This is a genomic window from Microbacterium sp. 1262 (genome assembly GCF_040544895.1).
GTDB classification, from domain to species: Bacteria; Actinomycetota; Actinomycetes; order Actinomycetales; family Microbacteriaceae; genus Microbacterium; species Microbacterium plantarum.
On the sequence record NZ_JBEPKU010000001.1, the window covers coordinates 2,086,079 to 2,104,059 of the forward strand.

The following is a 17,981-nucleotide window of genomic DNA, read 5'->3' on the forward strand; positions in this document are numbered from 1 at the left end:
TCGAGGGGTTCCTTCGGGGTTCAGACGGTCTGAGGCTCGGGATCACCGAGCGCCGGACGGAGGATGTATCGGGCGTTGGCCCAGGCGAGGTAGAGCGCCGGCGCCGAGGTGAGACCGATCGCGATGGCCGGCATCGAGACGAACAGCCCCGCCTGCAGCGCGATGACGGCGAGCGAGACGAGGCTCAGCCACCACCGGCGCACGCTCAGGAGCACCGCCGCTCGGGCGATCGAGCGCAGCGAGGCGTCGGGCTCTTCGGCGAGGGCAGCGAACGCGACGAGACCCGATGCGAGCAGGAGCACGGTCAGCACGCCGAGCACGGGGACGACCGCGACCCCCGCCTGCATCGGTGCGAAGAAGCGGACGTCGACCAGCACGACGACGAGGGCCGCCACGACGATCCCGCCCAGCACGATGGCCTTGCGCCACGAGCGCTTCCAGCTGCGGACGAAGGTCCGGACGACCTGGTTCTCACCCTCGCCGTGGGCGCGGAAGGTCGCGAACGCCGCCGTGATGCCCGGTGCGCACACCGGTGCCACGACGGCGAGCATCGGCCACGACAGCGCGGGGTCGGTGATCACCAGCAGCACGACGAGCGGCAGGCACGATGCCAGCAGCAGCAGGTTCGTCATGAGCCCGAGGTAGACGACGCCGAAGACGGTCGCGTAGGTGTTGTGCGAGATGCGCTTCACGGCCTCAGCCCTTCATCCCGCTGGTCGCGATGCCCTCGACGAAGTACTTCTGCCCGACGAGGAAGATGATCGCGATCGGCACCACCGAGATGACGAGTCCGGCGAACAGCAGGGCGTAGTTGGTGTCGTAGAGGTTGCTCACGAAGCTCTTGAGTCCGAGCTGGATGGTCCACAGGTCGGGGTTGCGCAGGTAGATGAGCGGCCCCAGGTAGTCGTTCCAGGTGTTCACGAACGTGAGCAGCGTGAGGCTCGCGAGGGCGGGCACCGAGAGGGGCAGCATGATGCGGCGCCAGATGCCGTACTCGCTCAGGCCGTCGAGGCGCGCGGCCTCCGAGAGCTCCTCGGGGATGGTCTCGTAGAACTGCTTCATGAGGAACACCCCGAAGGCGCCGAACGCCTGGATGAGGATGATGGCCCACAGCGTGTTCGAGACCTTGACGTTGGAGAGCAGGATGAACTGCGGGATCATGTACGACTGCCACGGCACGGCGATCGTGCCGATGTAGGCGAGGAACAGCACGTCGCGGCCGGGGAAGCGGATGCGGGCGAAGCCGTAGGCCGCGAACGACCCGGTCAGCACCTGCAGGAAGGTGACGACGACCGCGAGCACGAGCGTGTTGCGGATCCAGGTCAGCATCCCCGACTGGTTCCAGATGTCGACGTAGTTCTGCCAGACGAACACCTCGGGGATCCACTGGATCGGCACCGAGAAGACCTCGTTCGCCGTCTTGAGCGAGCTCATGATCATCCAGAAGAACGGCAGCAGCAGTGCCGCCGCGGCGATGATGAGCGCGACGTAGCCGGCGAGGCGTCCGACGCGGCGCAGCGGCGACACGGTGTCGGGGCGGTGTCCCTCGGGCAGGCCGTCGGCTGCGATCTTGCGCAGCGCCCGGCGGTCGTCCTGGGGTACGAGAAGATTCGTCATCAGACGTTCCTCCGCTTGTTCCAGATGAACTGGAGGATGGTCACGAGGATGCAGAGGAAGAAGAGCGCCACGGCGGCCGCGGAGGCGTAGCCGAACTGGTTCTCCTCGAACCCCTTGCGGTAGATGAACTGCGAGATCACGAGCGTCGACTGACCCGGCCCGCCCTCGGTCATGACGAGGATCAGGTCGAAGATCTTGAACGAGTTGATCGTGAGCATCACGGTGACGAAGAACATCGTCGGCCGCAGGCACGGCAGGGTGACGTTCACGAAGCGCTCCCACGCGTTCGCGCCGTCCATGCGGGCAGCTTCGTAGAGCTCGCGGGGCACGGTCTGGAGCCCCGCGAGGAACAGGATCATGTAGTAGCCCATGTCTCGCCAGGTGCTGACGATGACGACGGCGGGCATCGCCCACTCCGACGAGGTGAGCCAGCCGGGCGGGTTGGCGATGCCCACGGCGCGGAGGATCTCGTTGATCGGGCCGTACTCGGGGCTGAAGAGCAGGTTCCACACGACCGCGATCGCGACGATCGAGGTGATGTAGGGGAAGAACGCGGCGGTGCGGAAGAACGCGACGCCGCGCAGCTTGTTGTTCAGCAGCAGCGCGAGACCGAGCGACGCGATGATCGTCAGCGGGATGTGCAGCGCGGCGTAGTACAGAGTGTTGACGAACGAGATGCGGAAGCTGCCGTCACCGAGCAGCCGCTCGAAGTTGGCGAGGCCCACCCAGTTCGCCGTGCCGAAGATGTTCCAGTTCGTCAGCGACATGTAGAACAGGGTGATGACCGGCACGAGGGTCAGCAGGGCGAAGCCGACGAAGTTCGGCAGGATGAAGCTCCACCCCAGCAGCGTGTTGCGCAGGGTCAGCTTCGATCGCCTGCGGCGCTGCGCCGGCTCGGGGCGGCGCGCCTTCGGTGAGGCGGCAGTGGTGGTCATGGTGTCTCCTGGGGAGGACGGCGGGGGATGCGGCCGGCGCGGGGTGCCGCGCCGGCCGCGGGGTGCCGTCGGCGAAGCGACGGCGCGCGGGATCAGTCGAGACCGACCTCGTTGGCGACACGGTCCTCGGCCTCGGTGATGGCCCGCTCGACCGGGGTCGAGCCCGACAGGATCGCGCTGTGCATGTCGTTGAGGATGTTCTGGATCGCCGCCGTCTTGTTCGACGTCGGGTTCTCGGGGTGGACGTCGCCGGTCGACCACGCGAACTTCGACAGCTCGTCGGTCGGAGCGCCCTCGACGGCGAAGTACGCCTCGGTGACGGCGTCGTTCGACGCGGCCGGGGTGATGCCGATCTTCGCCAGCTCCTCGGCGGCCTCCAGGCTCGCGGCATAGGCGAGGAAGTCCTTCGCCGCCTGCACCTTGGCGCCGTCGATGTTGGCGTTGATCGAGAAGCCGGTCGGGTCGCCGAACGTCACGGGCGTGTTGTCCATGCCGGTCGTCGACGCGTCGAGCTGCGGGATCGGCGCGATGCCCCACTCGAAGTCGTTGGCCTCACCGGAGGCCTGCTGCGAGATCAGGGTCGCGACGTACCACGTGCCCATCGGCAGCATGGCGGCCTTCTGCGTGCCGAACTCGCCCTGGTAGGTGAGCTGGTTGGCCGTCGAGGTGTTGAAGTCGACCTGCGCGCCGGCACCCTGGAGCGCGAGCACCCGGTTGTAGTAGTCGGCGAAGTAGCCGTAGTCGCCCGAGAGCACGTCGGTGTCCTCCTGTGCCGAGGCGAAGCCCTGCACGGTCGACTGCCAGCGGTGCTGGTAGGTGCCCTTCGCGACTCCCGCGGTGTTGATCGCCTCGGCGGCCGCGTCGTAGTCCTCCCACGTCCACGAGCCGTCGGGGTACTCCTGGCCCGCGGCGTCGAAGAGCGCCTTGTTGTAGAACAGCACCCAGCGGTCCTGGCGGTAGGGCACGCCGTAGGCGGTGCCGTCGACCTCGTACGACGAGGCGCCGCCGACGCCGTCGGGCAGCTCGACGTCGGAGACGTCCATGAGCTGGCCGCCCTCCTGGAACGTCGTGACGAACTTCACCTCTTTCTGGGTGATGATGTCGGGTCCGACGCCCGCGGCGAGGTCGGCGGTGACCAGCGTGTTGTACTCAGCCGCGTCGTACTGCTTGAGCTCGACCGTGACGTCGGGGTTCTTCTCGTGGAAGGCGTCGGCGAGCACCTGGAACTCGGGGGTGGTGTCGAGGCTCCACCCCGACAGGGTCAGGGTGACGGGGCCGTCGGCGGTCTGGGCGGGCTCGGATCCCCCGCCGCAGGCGGCGAGCGACAGGGTGGCGACGACCGCCATTCCTGCTGCGGCTGCGAATTTGCGCTTCATGCGTGCTGCTCCTTTGCGATTGCGTGCGAGGTCCCACGTCGGACCTCGTGATGCCGAAGCGCCGGGGCAGGCGATTCGGAGTCGATGAGACGGCTCACGGTCCGGGCCCCGTCGGGCCAGGTGACCGTGACCGAGGCGCCGTCGACGGCGACGGCCGCGTGCGGTGCGCTGCGCTCGCCACCGGCGAGATCGAGCAGGGCGACGACGGGCTCGCCGACGCGCACCGCGTGCTCGATGACGGGCACGAGCGTGCGGACGCCGAGCGGATCGGCGTCTGCACGAGACACGAGTCCCGCGACCCCGCCGGTGGTCAGGGCGCGGATGCCGCTGCTGCGGCCCCGCGATGACACCCACGCTCCGGTGTCGTCGGTACCGCCGACCACCTCGTCACCCGAGAGCGGCCAGCCGCCGAGGCGGAGTCGCAGCGATGCGGCATCCTGCCCGGGCGCGAGTGCGTCGACGACGATGACACGCACCTCCGACGATCCGCGGACGATCGAGGTGGTCGTGACGGTGCCCACGGACGTGGCATGTCCGACCAGCCCGGATCCGTGACGATGCGCGCTGGGGACCGGGTCGACGAGGTGCGCGTCCCAGCGGGATGCCGCGATCCCGACCCGCCCGTCCGCGTCATCCTGCACGCGCACGTCGCGCAGGGTCATCGCCGTGCGGTGCGTCGCACGTCCGTCCGAGTCGACGAGTGCGACCGACTGCTCGAGCGGCTCGAGCCAGCCACACTCGTCGACGATCGGCGAGGTGGCCGTGGAGTAGCCCAGTCGCGCATAGAGCGGTGAATCGGTCGTGCGGTCGCCCGGGAACGCGTGGTCGGTGCCGTGGTTGACGATGCGGACGATTCCGTCGGCGACCGTGCCCGACACGATCCAGCCGGGCGATGCGATCGCGCGCAGGTCGTCCCCCGCCTCGATCGGCAACGGCTCGGCCGGGGCCGTCCAGGCCGGGTGGTCGGCGGGCAGCAGCAGACCGAGGAAGCCCTTGACGGCCCAGTACGGAGAACCCGGGCCGGAGTACGACTGCGCGAGCCCGCGCCAGGTGCCGTGCCAGCCCATCGTGAGCAGGCCGTCGGCATCGGGGGCGCCGTGTTCGGCGAAGTGCGTCACGATCCGGTCGGCGGCGTGGCGGAGGCGGCCGGGGCTGTGTGAGGGCACATTCGCGATGGCGCCGGCCCAGAACGGCGCGGCGGCGGCGAAGCGGTAGATGAGGCTGCGGCCCTGGATGAGGGGCGAGCCGTCGCCGCCGACGAGCGCGAAGGCGTCGTGGAGGAACGCGTCGAGTCGGGCGACGTCGGCGCCCGTCCGGCCCCCGGCGAGGTCGGTGGCCCCCGTCATGCGCGCCCACAGGATCGGATAGACATGCAGAGCCCACCCCACGTAGTGGTCGTAGGAGCGCTGGGCACCGTCGGAGAGCCAGCCGCCCTCGCGGACGAACGAGTCGTGACGGGCGAGGTCGGCGGCGATGTCGTCGGCCGACCAGGGGCCGCCGACCGAGCGCAGGAAGGTCTGCACGACGATGCGGAACCAGACCCAGTTGGTCTGCGGATAGGTGTCGTCGCCGACGACGGGAGCGAGGTAGTCGACGACGCGCTGCTGCGTGAGGGTGTCGAGACGATCCCAGATCCAGGGGCGGGTCAGATCGAGGACGAGGGCGAGGGATGCCGCCTCGACCTTGGCCTGCGCGTGCTCCTCCATCCGAACCCACCGGTCGGGTGCGTTCGGGTCGACGCCCGAGACGATTCCGCGCGAGTAGTGCGTGATGAGCTCGTCTACCCCCTCGCCTCGTGCGCCCGCGATCCGGAATCCTGCGAGCAGGAAGGTGCGCGCGAAGCCCTCGAGCCCATCGACGGCGTGACCGTAGCCACCCTCGGCGCCCGGGAAGTGGATGCGGCCCGCGCCGGGCGTCGCGTGACGGAGCGCGGCATCGAGCAGAACGTCGGCGCGGGCGACCCAGGTGTCACGCTCGGTCGCGCCGTGTGGCGGGTTCGGGTGCTCAGAAGTCACCGGTTCTCCTTCGAAGGGCTTCATGGTCGTCATCGTTGATCGCGACCGATTCGGAGATTAGCAACCCGATTCGATCATTGCAAGATCTTCTTCGTTTCCTTATGATCGATACTGATCGATTTATTCGTCTGGACTGGTGACACCGCCGTCACCCGAAGGAGCAGCCGTGCTGTGGAACACCGAGGGATTCGCCGGCCCGCTCGCGGCCGTCTGCGGCGATGTCCCGGCTCGCCTCCGCCCGCCCGCCGACGCCCTGCCCGTGCCCGACGCCGACCACTGGGCCCGACTGGTCCCGTCATCCGCCGCGCGCCCGCTCGTCGACCGGGCACGCGCGGACCTCGACGCACCGTGGCCGCAGCCCCGCGCGAGCGCGGCAGCGCGCGTGCATCGCGACGGCGACCGCGACGGCTACGAGCAGCAGGTCTTCACGCGGCAGCGGCGGCTGAGTCGGGCGGTGGTCGCAGCACTGTCGGACCCCGACCCCCGATACCTCGATGAGGTCGCGGACGGCGTCTGGCTGCTGTGCGAGCAGTCGACGTGGTGCTGGCCCGCCCACGACGACACCTTCTCGCGGCACGGGTCGGTGCTGGCGACCGTCACCGACCCGTTCCTCGATCTCGGCGCGGGCGAAGTCGTCGGACAGCTCGCGTGGATCGACCACGTGCTCGGGCGACGACTCGACGAGCGATACCCCGGGCTGCGGCAGCGCATCCGGCACGAGGCCCGCACTCGCGTCATCGAGCCGTTCCTCTCGCGACGCGACTGGCACTGGCTCGGGCTCGACGGGCACGTCCACAACTGGAATCCCTGGATCCACGGGAACGTGCTGGTCGCGGGGCTCGTCCTGTGCGAGGAGGGCGATGAACGCGATCAGCTCGTCGCCCTGGTGGCACAGGGCCTGGACCGCTACGTCGCCGCGCTTCCGGCAGACGGCGCGATCGACGAGGGATACGCGTACTGGTGGAACGGTGCGTGCCGGGCGCTCGAGGCTCTCGACCTGCTCGCCTACGCCACCGATGGCGCGTGGAATCCGGTGCCCGAGGTGGAGGCCCTGCGCGAAACGGTCGCGTTCCCGCATCGCTCGCACCTCGGCGGCCCGTGGTACGTCAACCTCGCCGACGGCCCCGCCCGTCCCCCGGCGGATCAGCCCTGGCACGCCCTGCACCGGGCGGCTCGCGCCGTCGGCGACGACGAGGCCCGCCGCCACGCCGTCGCCCAGCGCCGCAACGATCTCCCCGCCACCGAGGAGGCCGGACTCGGTCGTCTGCTGCGCGCGCTGACCGACGACGCGTGGCTCGCGGAGCCGCGCGAATCCAGCCCGTTGCCCCCTGGGGTCTGGCTTCCGTCCACGCAGGTCTGGCTCGCCCGCGGCCACGCGGGCAGCGCCGCCGGACTCACCATCGTGATGAAGGGCGGCCACAACGACGAGAACCACAACCACAACGACGTCGGCTCGATCATCGTCGCGTCCGACGGCGTGCCGGTGATCGTCGACGCCGGCCGGCCGACCTACACGGCGCAGACCTTCGGCCCCGGCCGATACGACATCTGGACCATGCAGAGCGACTGGCACAGCGTGCCCCGCATCTCGGGCTCGGCGCAGCCGCATGGCGCGGCGTTCGCGGCATCCGATCCGGTCATCGTCCGAACGGATGAGATGGAGGCGCTGGATCTCGAGATCGGCGGCGCCTACCCCGCCGGCTCGGTACGCTCGTGGCGACGCCGGGCTGCGCTTCACCGCTCGGGACACGTCACGATCGACGACCGCTGGGAAGCCGCCGGACCGGATACCGAGGTGCGCCTGCTCCTCGCGGGCTCGGTGACGACGGGCGACGGATGGGCTCGCGTGACACCGCTGGACGGCGCGACCCCGGTGCGCATCACGTGGCCCGCCGGGGCACCGCACACCCTCGTCGTTCGCGAACTCGACGATCCGATGCTGACCGACGTCTGGGGCGACCGCCTGAGCCGCCTCGCGATCAGCGCCGGTGGTCGTACCGAGCTGCGTGTCACGGTAGAACAGGAACGGAACGAGGACGAGCGACCATGACCGACCCCACACCGGCGCTGCTGGCGGCCGAGCGCCGCGCGCACATCCTGGCGACGATGGAGCGCGAGGGCGCCGTGCGCATCTCGCAGCTGACCGACGAGCTGGGCGCCGCCACGGTGACCCTGCGACGCGACCTCGCGCAGATGGAGCAGGAGGGGCTGCTGCAGCGCGTGCACGGGGGCGCCATCCCCGCCACCGGTCAGCACACGCACCCGCCGGTCGCGGGCAGCGGCCCCGAGTCTGCCGCCGGCTCGATCGCCGTGCTCGTCCCCTCGCTGAACTTCTACTGGCCCGGGGTCGTGCGAGGCATGGAGGCCGCCGCACGCCGCCACGGACTCAAGGTCCACCTCCGGGGAGCGTCGTACGAGCTTCAGGACGAGCGTCCCGTGCTCGAGCGTCTCGTCGCGAGCGGCGACATCCGCGGCCTGATCGTCGCGCCGAACACCGACACCCCGCATTCGCAGGACGTCGTTCAGTGGCTCGCCGACTGCGGCACACCGAGCGTTCTCGTCGAGCGCGACGCGATCGTCCAGCCCGCCGGGGTCCCCGTCGAGGCGGTGACGACCGACCACGCGCTCGGCGCGGTCCTCGCGGCGCGCCACCTCGCCTCGCTCGGACACCGCAAGGTCGGGCTGGTGCTCTCACGCAACTCACCCACCTCGCGCAAGATCGCCGCCGGCTGGCAGGCCGCGTGCGAGGAGCTCGGGCTCACGCCCGCCCAGCACATCGAGACGACCCTGCCCGACCGGGCGAGCGCGGAGTTCTCCGCCGCGGTCGACACGACCCTCGACCGGGCGCTCGGAAGCGGTGTCACCGCCCTTCTGGTGCACTCCGATCCCGAGGCGATGGCGTTCGTCGACCTCGCGCTCAACCGCGGCATCTCCGTGCCCGACGACCTGTCGATCATCGCTTACGACGACGAGGTGGCGGAGCTGTTCACGCCCGCGCTCACCGCCGTCGCACCGCCCCGCGTCAGCGTCGGCGAGACGGCGGTCGAGCTGCTCGTCTCGCGGATGGCCGACCCCGGCCGGCCCACCCGTCGCGTGATGCTCAACCCCACCCTCGTCGTGCGCGAGTCCACCGTCGCACCGCGGGCGGACGGCCCGGCGTGATCGACCGTCACGACTACTCGCCGTGGGACTTCTGGTCCACGGCATCCGCGGAGAGCCGGCGCCGCCAGCGCGAGCATCAGGCGGCGCTGGCGAACCAGCACGCGGACTGGTCGTTCGGCGATGACTGCTTCGTCTCGGAGCTCGCGGCGCTCGACGCCGACACCCTCGACCTGGGCGATCGCTCGTACATCGCCGCGGGCGCATATCTCACCGGCACCCTGCGCATCGGCGCGGACTGCTCCGTGAATCCGTCGACCGTGGTCCGCGGCGACGTCGTCTTCGGCGACGGCGTCAGGATGGGCGCGCACAGCTCGGTGCTCGGCTTCAACCACTCGATGGAGCCCGGGACGCCTGTCTTCCGGCAGCCGCTGACCAGCCGCGGCATCCGCATCGCCGACGACGTCTGGATCGGCTCGCACGTCGTCGTCCTCGACGGGGTCACCGTGGGCGCCTCGGCGGTGCTCGCAGCCGGTGCCGTCGTGACGAAGGACGTGCCCGCCGGCGCGATCGTCGGCGGCAACCCCGCTCGTCTGCTGCGGTGGCGCGTACCGCCCGGGGACGAGGCCGCGGCGCCGAACCGTCTGCGGGTGCGTCTGACCGACTTCGCCGACCGGGCTCGCGCCGAGGCCGGCGAGGTGCTCCGGCGTTCGCTCGACCCGGATACCGGGCTGTACGCCGACCGGCCGGGCGCCCCGCCGACGGTGCGGGCGCAGGGCGATGCCGTCGAGATCGCCGACCTCCTGTTGGGGTCGACGCCGCCGGACAGCGACCGGTCCGAGCTCATCGCCCGGCTGCGCGGCTGGCAGGGTCCGGAGACGGGCGCGGTGCCGCCGCTCGGCGCGGTCGGCGTCCCCGGCTGGGATGACGGCGACACGGCCTATCACGTGCTCTCGACCGGCTACGCGCTCGACCTGTTGGGGTCGGAGTTCGCTCACCCCATCGGACTGATCCGCGACGCCACGGCCGATTCCGTGATCGCACGGCTCGATGCATTGCCCTGGGACACCGATCCTTGGAACGCCGGACATCACGTCGACGCGATCGGGACGGCTCTGCTCTGGGCCCGGCGCCGGGGCGACCGGATCGCGCCGGGCTTGGCCGAGGCCCTCTTCGGATGGCTCGTGACGCATGCGGATGCCGCGAGCGGTATGTGGGGCCGGCCTTCCGCCGACCGCGGCCTGCTGCTCGTCGTCAACGGCTTCTACCGGGCATCGCGCGGGACCTTCGCGCAGCACGGCATCCCCGTGCCGCATCCGGAGGCCGTCATCGACACGGTGCTCCGCCACGCCCGTGACGACCGCTGGTTCGACCCGGCACGGCTGGATGCCTGCAACGTGCTCGACGTCGCCCATCCCCTCTGGCTCACGCGGGCAGCCGGATACCGCCGCGCCGAGGTCGAGAACCTCGCGGCGCGCCTGCTCGACCATGTGCTCGACGAATGGCGAGCGGGGTCGGGCATGAGCTTCCACCTCGCCGGTGCAGAGCCGGGACTCCAGGGCACCGAGATGTGGCTCGCGATCGTCTGGTACCTCGCCGACCTGCTCGGCCTCTCGGACGCGCTGGGGTATCGACCACGGGGCGTCCACCGCCCCGAGCCCCCGGCATCCTCGCATCAGTCACTCAATGCACGGCCAAGCGCCCAGTGAACGACCTTCCTACGTGAGCAAGCCGTGCGCTCGCGGCGAAGCCGTTCACTCGGGCGAGTCAACGCGCGGGCAGGCTAGATACGGGCCAGCGCGGCGCCGGCGGCGCGGAGCCAGCGAGCGGGGTCGGCGAGTGAGGCCGCGGCGGATCCCGCGAGGTCGGTGAGCGAGACGGATGACGCGAACGCTGCGATGTCGGCGTCAGCGGCGATCCGCCCCGCGACGAGGGCGGCCGGCACCCCGGCCGCGGCGGCGAGCTCGGCGACGAACGCGGGGACCTTGCCTGCCGCGGACTGCCCGTCGAACGAGCCTTCGCCCGTGATGACGAGGTCGGCTCGGGCGATGGCGTCGGCGAGGCCGATGAGCGCGGCGACCTCGCGGGCTCCCGGGCTCAGGCGCGCGCCCCACGCGAGCAACCCGAACCCGGTGCCGCCGGCGGCTCCGGCCCCCGGCGTGGCAGCAAGCGACGCCCCATCCGGCACGAGGTCGGCGAGCCCGCTCAGCGCCGCGTCGGCTGCGGCGACCTGAGCCGTGTCGAGCCCCTTCTGCGGTCCGAACACGGCGGCAGCGCCACGCGCACCGAGCAGCGGGTTCGACACGTCACTGAGCACGTCGACGCCGCCCGGGGGAAGCGGTCGGAGCTCCGACAGGTCGACGTGCGCGATGTCGGCGAGGCCGCGCGCGCCGGGCACGACGTCTCGTCCGGCGGCATCCGTGAACCGGGCGCCCAGCGCGCGCAGCATCCCGGCTCCGCCGTCGGTCGACGAGCTCGATCCGATGCCGAGCACGAGGCGGTCGACTCCGGCGTCGAGCGCGGCGGCGATCGCCTCGCCGAATCCGGTGGTGTCGGCGTCGAGGCCGCGTCGCTCGTCGCCCAGCAGCTCGATCCCCGAGGTCGAGGCCAGCTCGACGACTCCCACGGAGCCGCGACCCGACGGCGCGGACCGGTCGCCGGATGTCGGGGGAAGCAGCAGCCAGGACGCATCGACGGCTGTCCTCGCGGGGCCCGTGACGGTCACGGGCATCGGGCGCGCCTCGGGGATCGCCGCGGCGAACGCGTCGAGCGTGCCCTCGCCGCCGTCCGCCATCGGGCGCAGTTCGAGAACCGCGTCGGCGTCGGCGGATGCCCACCCCGCGGCGAGCTCACGCGCAGCCTCAGCGGCCGCGATGGACCCCTTGAAGCTGTCGATCGCGACGACGACGCGCGTCACGTCACGCGCTCCGCGGCGGGGTGCTCTCGCGCACGAGCACCTCGAGGGGCAGCGCAGCCGCGGCCCCGTCAGCATCCGTGTCGACGGCGGCGCGGAGCGCGCTGTACCCGACATCGGGGAGCGGCACCCGCACGGTCGTCAGGGGCGGTGTCACGTCGCGACCGGTCGGGATGTCGTCGAAGCCGGCGAGCGCGATGTCGGTGCCGGGCTCGCGTCCTGCGGCACGCACCGCGGTGAGGGCTCCGATGGCGACGACGTCGCTGATGCCGAACACGACGGTTCCCGGCTCGACGCCGTCGGCGAGGGCCGCTGACATCGCCTCGGCACCGGACTCACGGCTGAAACCACCGCGGTACACGCGGGGCTCGGCTCCCCCGCCGCTCGTGAAGCCGTCGGCGAAGCCGGCGAGACGGTCGTCGCTCGTCACGACGCCCTCGGCGGCGGCGAGCACGATGGCCGAGCGGTAGCCGCGCGCGGCGAGTGCGGCCCCGAGCTCGCGGGCGCCGCCGCGGTTGTCGATGGCGACGCTGCGGATGCCGGGGGCGCCCGGGCCCAACGCGACGACGGTTCCCCCGCTCGCGGTGATGAGGTCGAGCTCGGTTCTCAGCTCGTCGGACATCTCGCGCGACGTGCGCGAGGCGGCGAGGATGATGCCGCGAGGGCGCTGTCCGCGCAGCGCACGGACGAGCCGCAGCTCACGCGCGGGATCGCGCTCGGTGATGGCGACCGTGACGACGAGCCCGGCTTCGTCGGCGCCGCGCGCGACGCCTGCCGCGAGCTGCCCGAAGTACGGGTCGGCGATGTCGGCCACCAGCAGCGCGACGATCGCGGACGTGCCGCGCGCGGTCGCCTGCGCCGACAGGTTGGCCGTGTAGCCGAGCCGGGCCGCGGCCTGCTCGACGCGTTCGCGATAGGCGTCGGCGACCTTGCGGGTCGAGCCGTTCAGCGCCCGCGAGGCGGTCGCGAGCGACACCCCGGCTTCTCTCGCCACATCGTGCAGCGTGGCCGAGCCACGCGGCGACATCCCCGTCTGTCCCACGAGCCGAGTCTATGCGGTGGGGGTGCGCGCGCCCGAGAGGTGCGGCGTCACAGCGGCACCGAACGCCTCGGCGGTGCGGCGCACGACCTCGGCGGGATCGGCGGCCCAGATGTCGGCGTTGAAGATCTCCACCTCGATGTCGCGGTCGTACCCCGTCGCCTCGACGGCCCGGGTCAGCGATGCGAAGTCGATGACCCCGTCGCCCGGATAGTGGCGGCTGAGCAGGACGTCCGCGGGCAGCGGCGTTCGCCAGTCGCACACCTGGTAGGTCGCGATGCGCCCCTCGCGCCCGGCCCGATCGATGGCGGGCAGGACGTCGGGGTCCCAGAAGATGTGGAACGTGTCGACCGTGGCGCCGACGACCTCGGGCTCGAAGTCGGCCGCGATGTCGAGGGCCTGGCCGAGCGTGGAGACGACGCAGCGGTCGGAGGCGAACATCGGATGCAGCGGCTCGATCGCCAGCGTCACCCCCGCCGCCTTCGCGTGGGGGGCGAGCTCGCCGATCGCGTCGCGCACCCGCTCCCGCGCGCCGACGATGTCGCGCGACCCCTCGGGCAGTCCGCCGGCGACCAGCACGAGGATCGCGGTGGAGCCGGGCGCACCGGCGGCGGCGAGCGCGGCGGCCTCATCGATCGCGACCCGGTTGTCATCGATCGAGGAGCGCCGGGCGGGACCCTCCGGCATCGTGAAGAAGCCCGCCCGGCAGTGCGTAGTGAACCGCAGGCCCGAGTCCGTCAGCATGGCGGCGGCGGTGGCGAGACCGACCTCCTGCACGGGCTCGCGCCACAGTCCGATCGCCTCGATTCCGGCATCCGCGGTGACCCGCAGCGCGGTCGCGAGGTCGGCGTACTTGATCGTGGCCTGGTTGATCGACAGGCGCGGGTCGACGACGCTCATGCCCGGACTCCGTTCAGGCGCAGCATCGCGTGCCAGCGGTCCGCGGTCAGTTCCGGCTGTTCGAGCGCGTACGACGCGTTCGCGAGCTCGACGATCCGCGAGAGGTGCGGCAGGCTGCGCGCCGAGTGCAGTCCGCCGACCATCTGGAACGCAGCCTGATGGCCGTTGAGCCACGACAGGAACGCGACGCCGGTCTTGTAGTAGAACGTCGGTGCCGCGAAGATCTGCCGGCTGAGCTCCTCCGTCGGTCCGAGGATCGCGAGATACCGGTCGGCATCCCCGGCGTCCAGAGCCTGGATGGCGGCGGAGGCGACCGGAGTGATCGCCGCAAAGGCGCCGAGCAGCGCGTCGGAGTGCTGCCGCGGCGAGGCGAGGTCGCGCTCGGGCTGGGTCGCCTGGGGCACGTCTGCGCCGCCGATGAGGCCGACGTAGTTGAAGTCGTCGCCGGTGAACATGCGCACGCCCTCGGGCAGCCGCTCGCGCACCGACACCTCGGACGCGGCGTCGAGCAGGCTCATCTTCACGCCCGCGACCCTGTCGGCGTTCTCGCCGATGATCTCGACGAGGACGTCCGATGCCGCGCGCCAATCGGGCGAGCCGAAGTAGCCCGCGAGGATCGGGTCGAAGGCGGTGCCGAGCCAGTGCAGGACGACGGGACCGGATGCCGCGGCGAGCACCTCGCGGTACACCCGGCGGTAGTCGTCGGCCGATGACGCCGCACGGGCGAGGTGCCGCGACGCCATGAGCACCGGACCCGCACCCTGGTCCTCCGTGAACGCGAGCTGGCTCTTGTAGGCGTCGATGACCTGATCGAGCGAGATGTGCTCGTCGTCGACGTGATCGGTGTTGACGCCGACGACGACCGAGCCCCCCTCCTCGCGCGCGACCTCGGCGGAGCGAGCGATGAGCTCGCGCGTCGCGGCGGCGTCGAGCCCCATGTTCCGCTGCGCGGTGTCCATGGCGTCGGCCACGCCGAGACCCCAGGAGTACACGGCGCGGCGGAAGCCGAGGGTCGCGTCCCAGTCGATCTGCGCCGGCTGGCCCGGGGTGTTGTCGGCCGAGACGACGGGAACGACATGGGCCGCCGCGTAGGCGACCCGGCTGCGCAGCGCGCTCGTCGGCCGGGCGAAGCCAGGCGCGTCGTTCAGCGGGACGGAGGTGAGGGCGCCGTCGGCGCCGAGGAGGGTGAGGTCGGTCATCGTGCGGCGCTCAGATGCTCAGCGCCGGAAGCTCGACCTTGCGGCCCTCGCGGCTCGACTGCAGGCCCGCCTCGGCGAGCTGCACTCCGCGGGCCCCTGCGAGGAGGTCGAACTCGTACGGGGTCTCGGTCACGTACGAGGTGAGGAACTCCTCCCACTGCTGACGGAAGCCATTGAGGAAGACGTCGTTGGTGGGCACGTTCTGCCAGTCGGCGTCGTAGTCGTGCGTGTCCTCGAGGTCGGGGTTCCACACCGGCTTGGGGGTCGCGTTGCGGGGCTGGATCTTCGCACCGAACAGCCCCACGACGGCGGAGCCGTGCGTGCCGTCGACGTGGAACTCGACGAGCTCGTCGCGGTTGACGCGCACGGTCCACGACGAGTTGATCTGCGCGACGACCCCGCCCTCGAGCTCGAAGACGCCGTAGGCGGCATCCTCGGCCGTGGCGGTGTAGTGCTCGCCCTTCTCGTCCCAGCGGTCGGCGATGTGCACGGCGGCCTGGGCGTAGACGGTCTTGACGTCGCCGAAGAGGTTCTCGAGCACGTAGTTCCAGTGCGGGAACATGTCGACGATGATGCCGCCGCCGTCTTCGGCGCGGTAGTTCCAGCTCGGGCGCTGCGCGGGCTGCCAGTCGCCCTCGAACACCCAGTAGCCGAACTCGCCGCGCACCGAGAGGATGCGGCCGAAGAAGCCCGAGTCGATGAGGCGCTTCAGCTTCTGCAGGCCCGGGAGGTAGAGCTTGTCGTGCACGACACCGGTCTTCACCCCCGCCTCGGCGGCGAGCTTCGCGAGTTCGAGCGCCTCGTCGACCGACTCTGCGGTGGGCTTCTCGGTGTAGATCGTCTTGCCGGCGGCGATCGCCTTGCGCAGCGCCGACGCGCGGGCCTTCGTGACGAGGAAGTCGGCGTAGATCTCCCAGCGCGGGTCGGCGAGAGCGGCGTCGAGGTCGGTCGTGTAGTCCTCGATGCCGTGCTTGGCGGCGAGGTCGGCGAGCTTCGCCTCGCTGCGACCGACGAGGAGCGGCTTGACCGTGACCTTGGTCCCGTCCGGAAGCTCGATGCCGCCCTGGTCGCGGATCGCGAGGATCGAGCGGACGAGGTGCTGGCGGTAGCCCATCCGGCCCGAGACGCCGTTCATGATGATGCCGATCTCGCGGACCTGCGGGGCGGTCGCCGTCTCCGGCGCGGGGCTGAGGGTGGTCGTCTCTGACACGGGCGTTCCTTTGCTTCGTCCGCTCACCGGTGGGGTGGTAAGCGCTTTCCCATACTGTAGATGGCTGTCACCCGCGGGCGCAACCCTGTGCTCGCGGGGTGCCGGAGCGGCTCAGCCCAGGCGGATGGCCGCCCACGAGATCGGGGGCAGCGACAGCGACAGAACGTCGTCGTCGAGCGCGATCCCGGGCACCGGAACCACGCCGACCCGGTCGGGGTCGTCGAGCGTGTTCGCGGCATATCGGTCGTCGTCGTGGAGGAGGTGCGATTCAACGATCGACACCGCTGCACCGGGATCGGTCGCGAGAGCCGACACGTCGATGCGCAGGTCCTCCGCGTCGGTTGTCGAACGGTTCACGACGAACAGTGTCGCGCCGTCGTCGTCCACGGTGGCGACGGCGTTGACGTTCGGCACCGCACCGAAGCGCTCGCTCTCGAACGTCCCGGACTCGACGGCGACCGAGATCGCGCGCTCCCCCGCGAGGCGCGACGTGAGCGAGAACGGGAAGAACGTCGTCTGTCGCCATGCCGGGCCGCCGGGCTCGGTCATGACCGGGGCGATGACGTTGACGAGCTGCGCGAGAGATGCCGACCGCACGCGGTCGCTGTGCTGAAGGAGCGTGATGAGCAGGTCACCGAAGACGACGGCATCCAACGCGTGGTACTGGTCTTCGAGCAGCCGCGGCGCGACCGGCCAGCCCGGCTCGCGCGGCTTGTCGTCCTGGCCGCCGTCGTCGTTGTGGAGGTACCAGACGTTCCACTCGTCGAAGGAGATCATGATGCGCTTGTCGCTCTTCTTCGTCGCCGCGACCGCGTCGGCGATGGCGACCACCGACTCGATGAAACGCGACATGTCGACGCCCGACGCGAGGAACTCCCGCGCGTCGCCGAAGCGCTCCTGGTAGTAGGAGTGGCACGAGATGAAGTCGACGTCGTCGAACGTGTGCTCGAGCACCGTGCGCTCCCACGATCCGAACGTCGGCATGCCGCTGCCCGACGAGCCGCAGACCACGAGCTCGACGTCGGGGTCGAGCATCCGCATCGCCTTGGCCGTGCGCGAGGCGAGCTTGCCGTAGTCGTCGGCGTTGCGGTGACCCAGCTGCCAGGGGCCGTCCATCTCGTTGCCGAGACACCACATCCGCACACCGAACGGGTCGCGCCGCCCGTTCGCGACGCGCTTTCGGGTCCACGCGGTGTCGGCGTCGGCGTTGACGTACTCGAGCAGGTCGATCGCCTCCTGCGTGCCCCGCGTTCCGAGATTGACGGCGAGCATGAGATCGCTGCCCACGAGCTCGAGCCAGCGCGCGAACTCGTGCAGGCCCACCTCGTTGGTCTCCGTGGAGTGCCAGGCGAGGTCGAGACGTCGCGGCCGCTCCTCGCGCGGCCCGACACCGTCCTCCCACCGGTATCCCGAGACGAAGTTGCCGCCGGGATAGCGGATGGTCGACACCCCGAGCTCGCGGACGAGCTCGACGACATCCGACCGGAAACCGTCGGCGTCCGCGGACGGATGACCGGGTTCGTGGATGCCGTCGTAGATGTGACGGCCGAGATGCTCGACGAAGCCGCCGAAGATACGGCGATCGATGCGGGAGATCTCGAAACGGGGGTCGATGGCGGCGTTCGTCGGCGTCATGTCATTCCTTGGGTCAGCGGGGATGCCGCGCTTCCGCGCGCG

The 17,981-nt window shown here is 71.0% G+C and carries 14 protein-coding genes; 3 read left to right on the forward strand and 11 right to left on the reverse strand.

Annotated features, from left to right (window positions below; all coding sequences use genetic code 11):
• Nucleotides 1-20: 20 nt before the first annotated feature.
• The 5 genes from ABIC53_RS10000 to ABIC53_RS10020 all read right to left on the reverse strand — a co-directional run bounded on the left by ABIC53_RS10000 (nucleotide 21) and on the right by ABIC53_RS10020 (nucleotide 5,943).
• Nucleotides 21-692, reverse strand: coding sequence for a DUF624 domain-containing protein (locus tag ABIC53_RS10000; protein ID WP_269267190.1), 672 nt, complete (start codon nucleotides 690-692; stop codon nucleotides 21-23).
• A 4-nt stretch (nucleotides 693-696) separates the two neighbouring features.
• Nucleotides 697-1,617 carry a carbohydrate ABC transporter permease gene (locus tag ABIC53_RS10005; RefSeq protein WP_269267189.1) on the reverse strand — a complete coding sequence of 307 codons (921 nt, stop codon included), beginning with the start codon at nucleotides 1,615-1,617 and terminating at the stop codon, nucleotides 697-699.
• Nucleotides 1,617-2,552 (reverse strand): carbohydrate ABC transporter permease, encoded by a 936-nt coding sequence (locus tag ABIC53_RS10010; protein ID WP_269267188.1) that lies wholly within the window; start codon nucleotides 2,550-2,552, stop codon nucleotides 1,617-1,619. The genes ABIC53_RS10005 and ABIC53_RS10010 overlap by 1 nt, the downstream gene beginning before the upstream one ends.
• A gap of 92 nt (nucleotides 2,553-2,644) precedes the next feature.
• A complete protein-coding gene (locus ABIC53_RS10015) occupies nucleotides 2,645-3,928 on the reverse strand; it encodes an ABC transporter substrate-binding protein (protein ID WP_354451317.1) in 1,284 nt (427 codons plus the stop codon).
• A complete protein-coding gene (locus tag ABIC53_RS10020; RefSeq protein ID WP_282502041.1) occupies nucleotides 3,925-5,943 on the reverse strand; it encodes a DUF2264 domain-containing protein in 2,019 nt (672 codons plus the stop codon). Before ABIC53_RS10020 ends, ABIC53_RS10015 begins: the two co-directional genes overlap by 4 nt.
• Before the next feature lie 166 nt (nucleotides 5,944-6,109).
• Between ABIC53_RS10020 and ABIC53_RS10025 the strand changes: the two genes are divergently transcribed.
• Genes ABIC53_RS10025 through ABIC53_RS10035 form a run of 3 tightly spaced genes read left to right on the forward strand, consistent with a single transcriptional unit; the run spans nucleotide 6,110 to nucleotide 10,751 of the window.
• Nucleotides 6,110-7,993 carry a heparinase II/III domain-containing protein gene (locus ABIC53_RS10025; protein ID WP_354451319.1) on the forward strand — a complete coding sequence of 628 codons (1,884 nt, stop codon included), beginning with the start codon at nucleotides 6,110-6,112 and terminating at the stop codon, nucleotides 7,991-7,993.
• Nucleotides 7,990-9,105: a substrate-binding domain-containing protein gene (locus tag ABIC53_RS10030; RefSeq protein ID WP_269267185.1), complete on the forward strand. Its 1,116-nt coding sequence runs from the start codon at nucleotides 7,990-7,992 to the stop codon at nucleotides 9,103-9,105. The genes ABIC53_RS10025 and ABIC53_RS10030 overlap by 4 nt, the downstream gene beginning before the upstream one ends.
• Nucleotides 9,102-10,751 (forward strand): acyltransferase, encoded by a 1,650-nt coding sequence (locus ABIC53_RS10035; protein WP_274178346.1) that lies wholly within the window; start codon nucleotides 9,102-9,104, stop codon nucleotides 10,749-10,751. Before ABIC53_RS10030 ends, ABIC53_RS10035 begins: the two co-directional genes overlap by 4 nt.
• Before the next feature lie 74 nt (nucleotides 10,752-10,825).
• Here ABIC53_RS10035 and ABIC53_RS10040 read toward each other — a convergent pair whose 3' ends face one another.
• The 6 genes from ABIC53_RS10040 to arfA form a co-directional block, all read right to left on the reverse strand.
• Nucleotides 10,826-11,959, reverse strand: coding sequence for a glycerate kinase (locus ABIC53_RS10040; RefSeq protein ID WP_274178345.1), 1,134 nt, complete (start codon nucleotides 11,957-11,959; stop codon nucleotides 10,826-10,828).
• Nucleotide 11,960: 1 nt separating this feature from the next.
• Nucleotides 11,961-12,998, reverse strand: coding sequence for a LacI family DNA-binding transcriptional regulator (locus ABIC53_RS10045; protein WP_274178344.1), 1,038 nt, complete (start codon nucleotides 12,996-12,998; stop codon nucleotides 11,961-11,963).
• Between the two features lie 9 nt (nucleotides 12,999-13,007).
• Nucleotides 13,008-13,895 (reverse strand): sugar phosphate isomerase/epimerase family protein, encoded by an 888-nt coding sequence (locus tag ABIC53_RS10050; protein ID WP_274178343.1) that lies wholly within the window; start codon nucleotides 13,893-13,895, stop codon nucleotides 13,008-13,010.
• Entirely contained in the window at nucleotides 13,892-15,094 is a 1,203-nt protein-coding gene (locus tag ABIC53_RS10055; protein ID WP_274178342.1) for a dihydrodipicolinate synthase family protein, read from the reverse strand. Before ABIC53_RS10055 ends, ABIC53_RS10050 begins: the two co-directional genes overlap by 4 nt.
• 10 nt (nucleotides 15,095-15,104) lie before the next feature.
• Nucleotides 15,105-16,229: a Gfo/Idh/MocA family protein gene (locus ABIC53_RS10060; RefSeq protein WP_269267530.1), complete on the reverse strand. Its 1,125-nt coding sequence runs from the start codon at nucleotides 16,227-16,229 to the stop codon at nucleotides 15,105-15,107.
• Nucleotides 16,230-16,415: 186 nt separating this feature from the next.
• Nucleotides 16,416-17,939 (reverse strand): arabinosylfuranosidase ArfA, encoded by a 1,524-nt coding sequence (arfA, locus tag ABIC53_RS10065; protein ID WP_282502036.1) that lies wholly within the window; start codon nucleotides 17,937-17,939, stop codon nucleotides 16,416-16,418.
• Between the last annotated feature and the right edge of the window lie 42 nt (nucleotides 17,940-17,981).

Coding starts and splice junctions, on each gene's coding strand:
- ABIC53_RS10005 (WP_269267189.1), bottom strand. CDS start 1,617: ATGACGAATCTTCTCGTACCCCAGGACGACCGCCGGGCGCTGCGCAAG.
- ABIC53_RS10010 (WP_269267188.1), bottom strand. CDS start 2,552: ATGACCACCACTGCCGCCTCACCGAAGGCGCGCCGCCCCGAGCCGGCG.
- ABIC53_RS10015 (WP_354451317.1), bottom strand. CDS start 3,928: ATGAAGCGCAAATTCGCAGCCGCAGCAGGAATGGCGGTCGTCGCCACC.
- ABIC53_RS10030 (WP_269267185.1), top strand. CDS start 7,990: ATGACCGACCCCACACCGGCGCTGCTGGCGGCCGAGCGCCGCGCGCAC.
- ABIC53_RS10050 (WP_274178343.1), bottom strand. CDS start 13,895: ATGAGCGTCGTCGACCCGCGCCTGTCGATCAACCAGGCCACGATCAAG.
- ABIC53_RS10055 (WP_274178342.1), bottom strand. CDS start 15,094: ATGACCGACCTCACCCTCCTCGGCGCCGACGGCGCCCTCACCTCCGTC.
- ABIC53_RS10060 (WP_269267530.1), bottom strand. CDS start 16,229: ATGAACGGCGTCTCGGGCCGGATGGGCTACCGCCAGCACCTCGTCCGC.
- arfA (WP_282502036.1), bottom strand. CDS start 17,939: ATGACGCCGACGAACGCCGCCATCGACCCCCGTTTCGAGATCTCCCGC.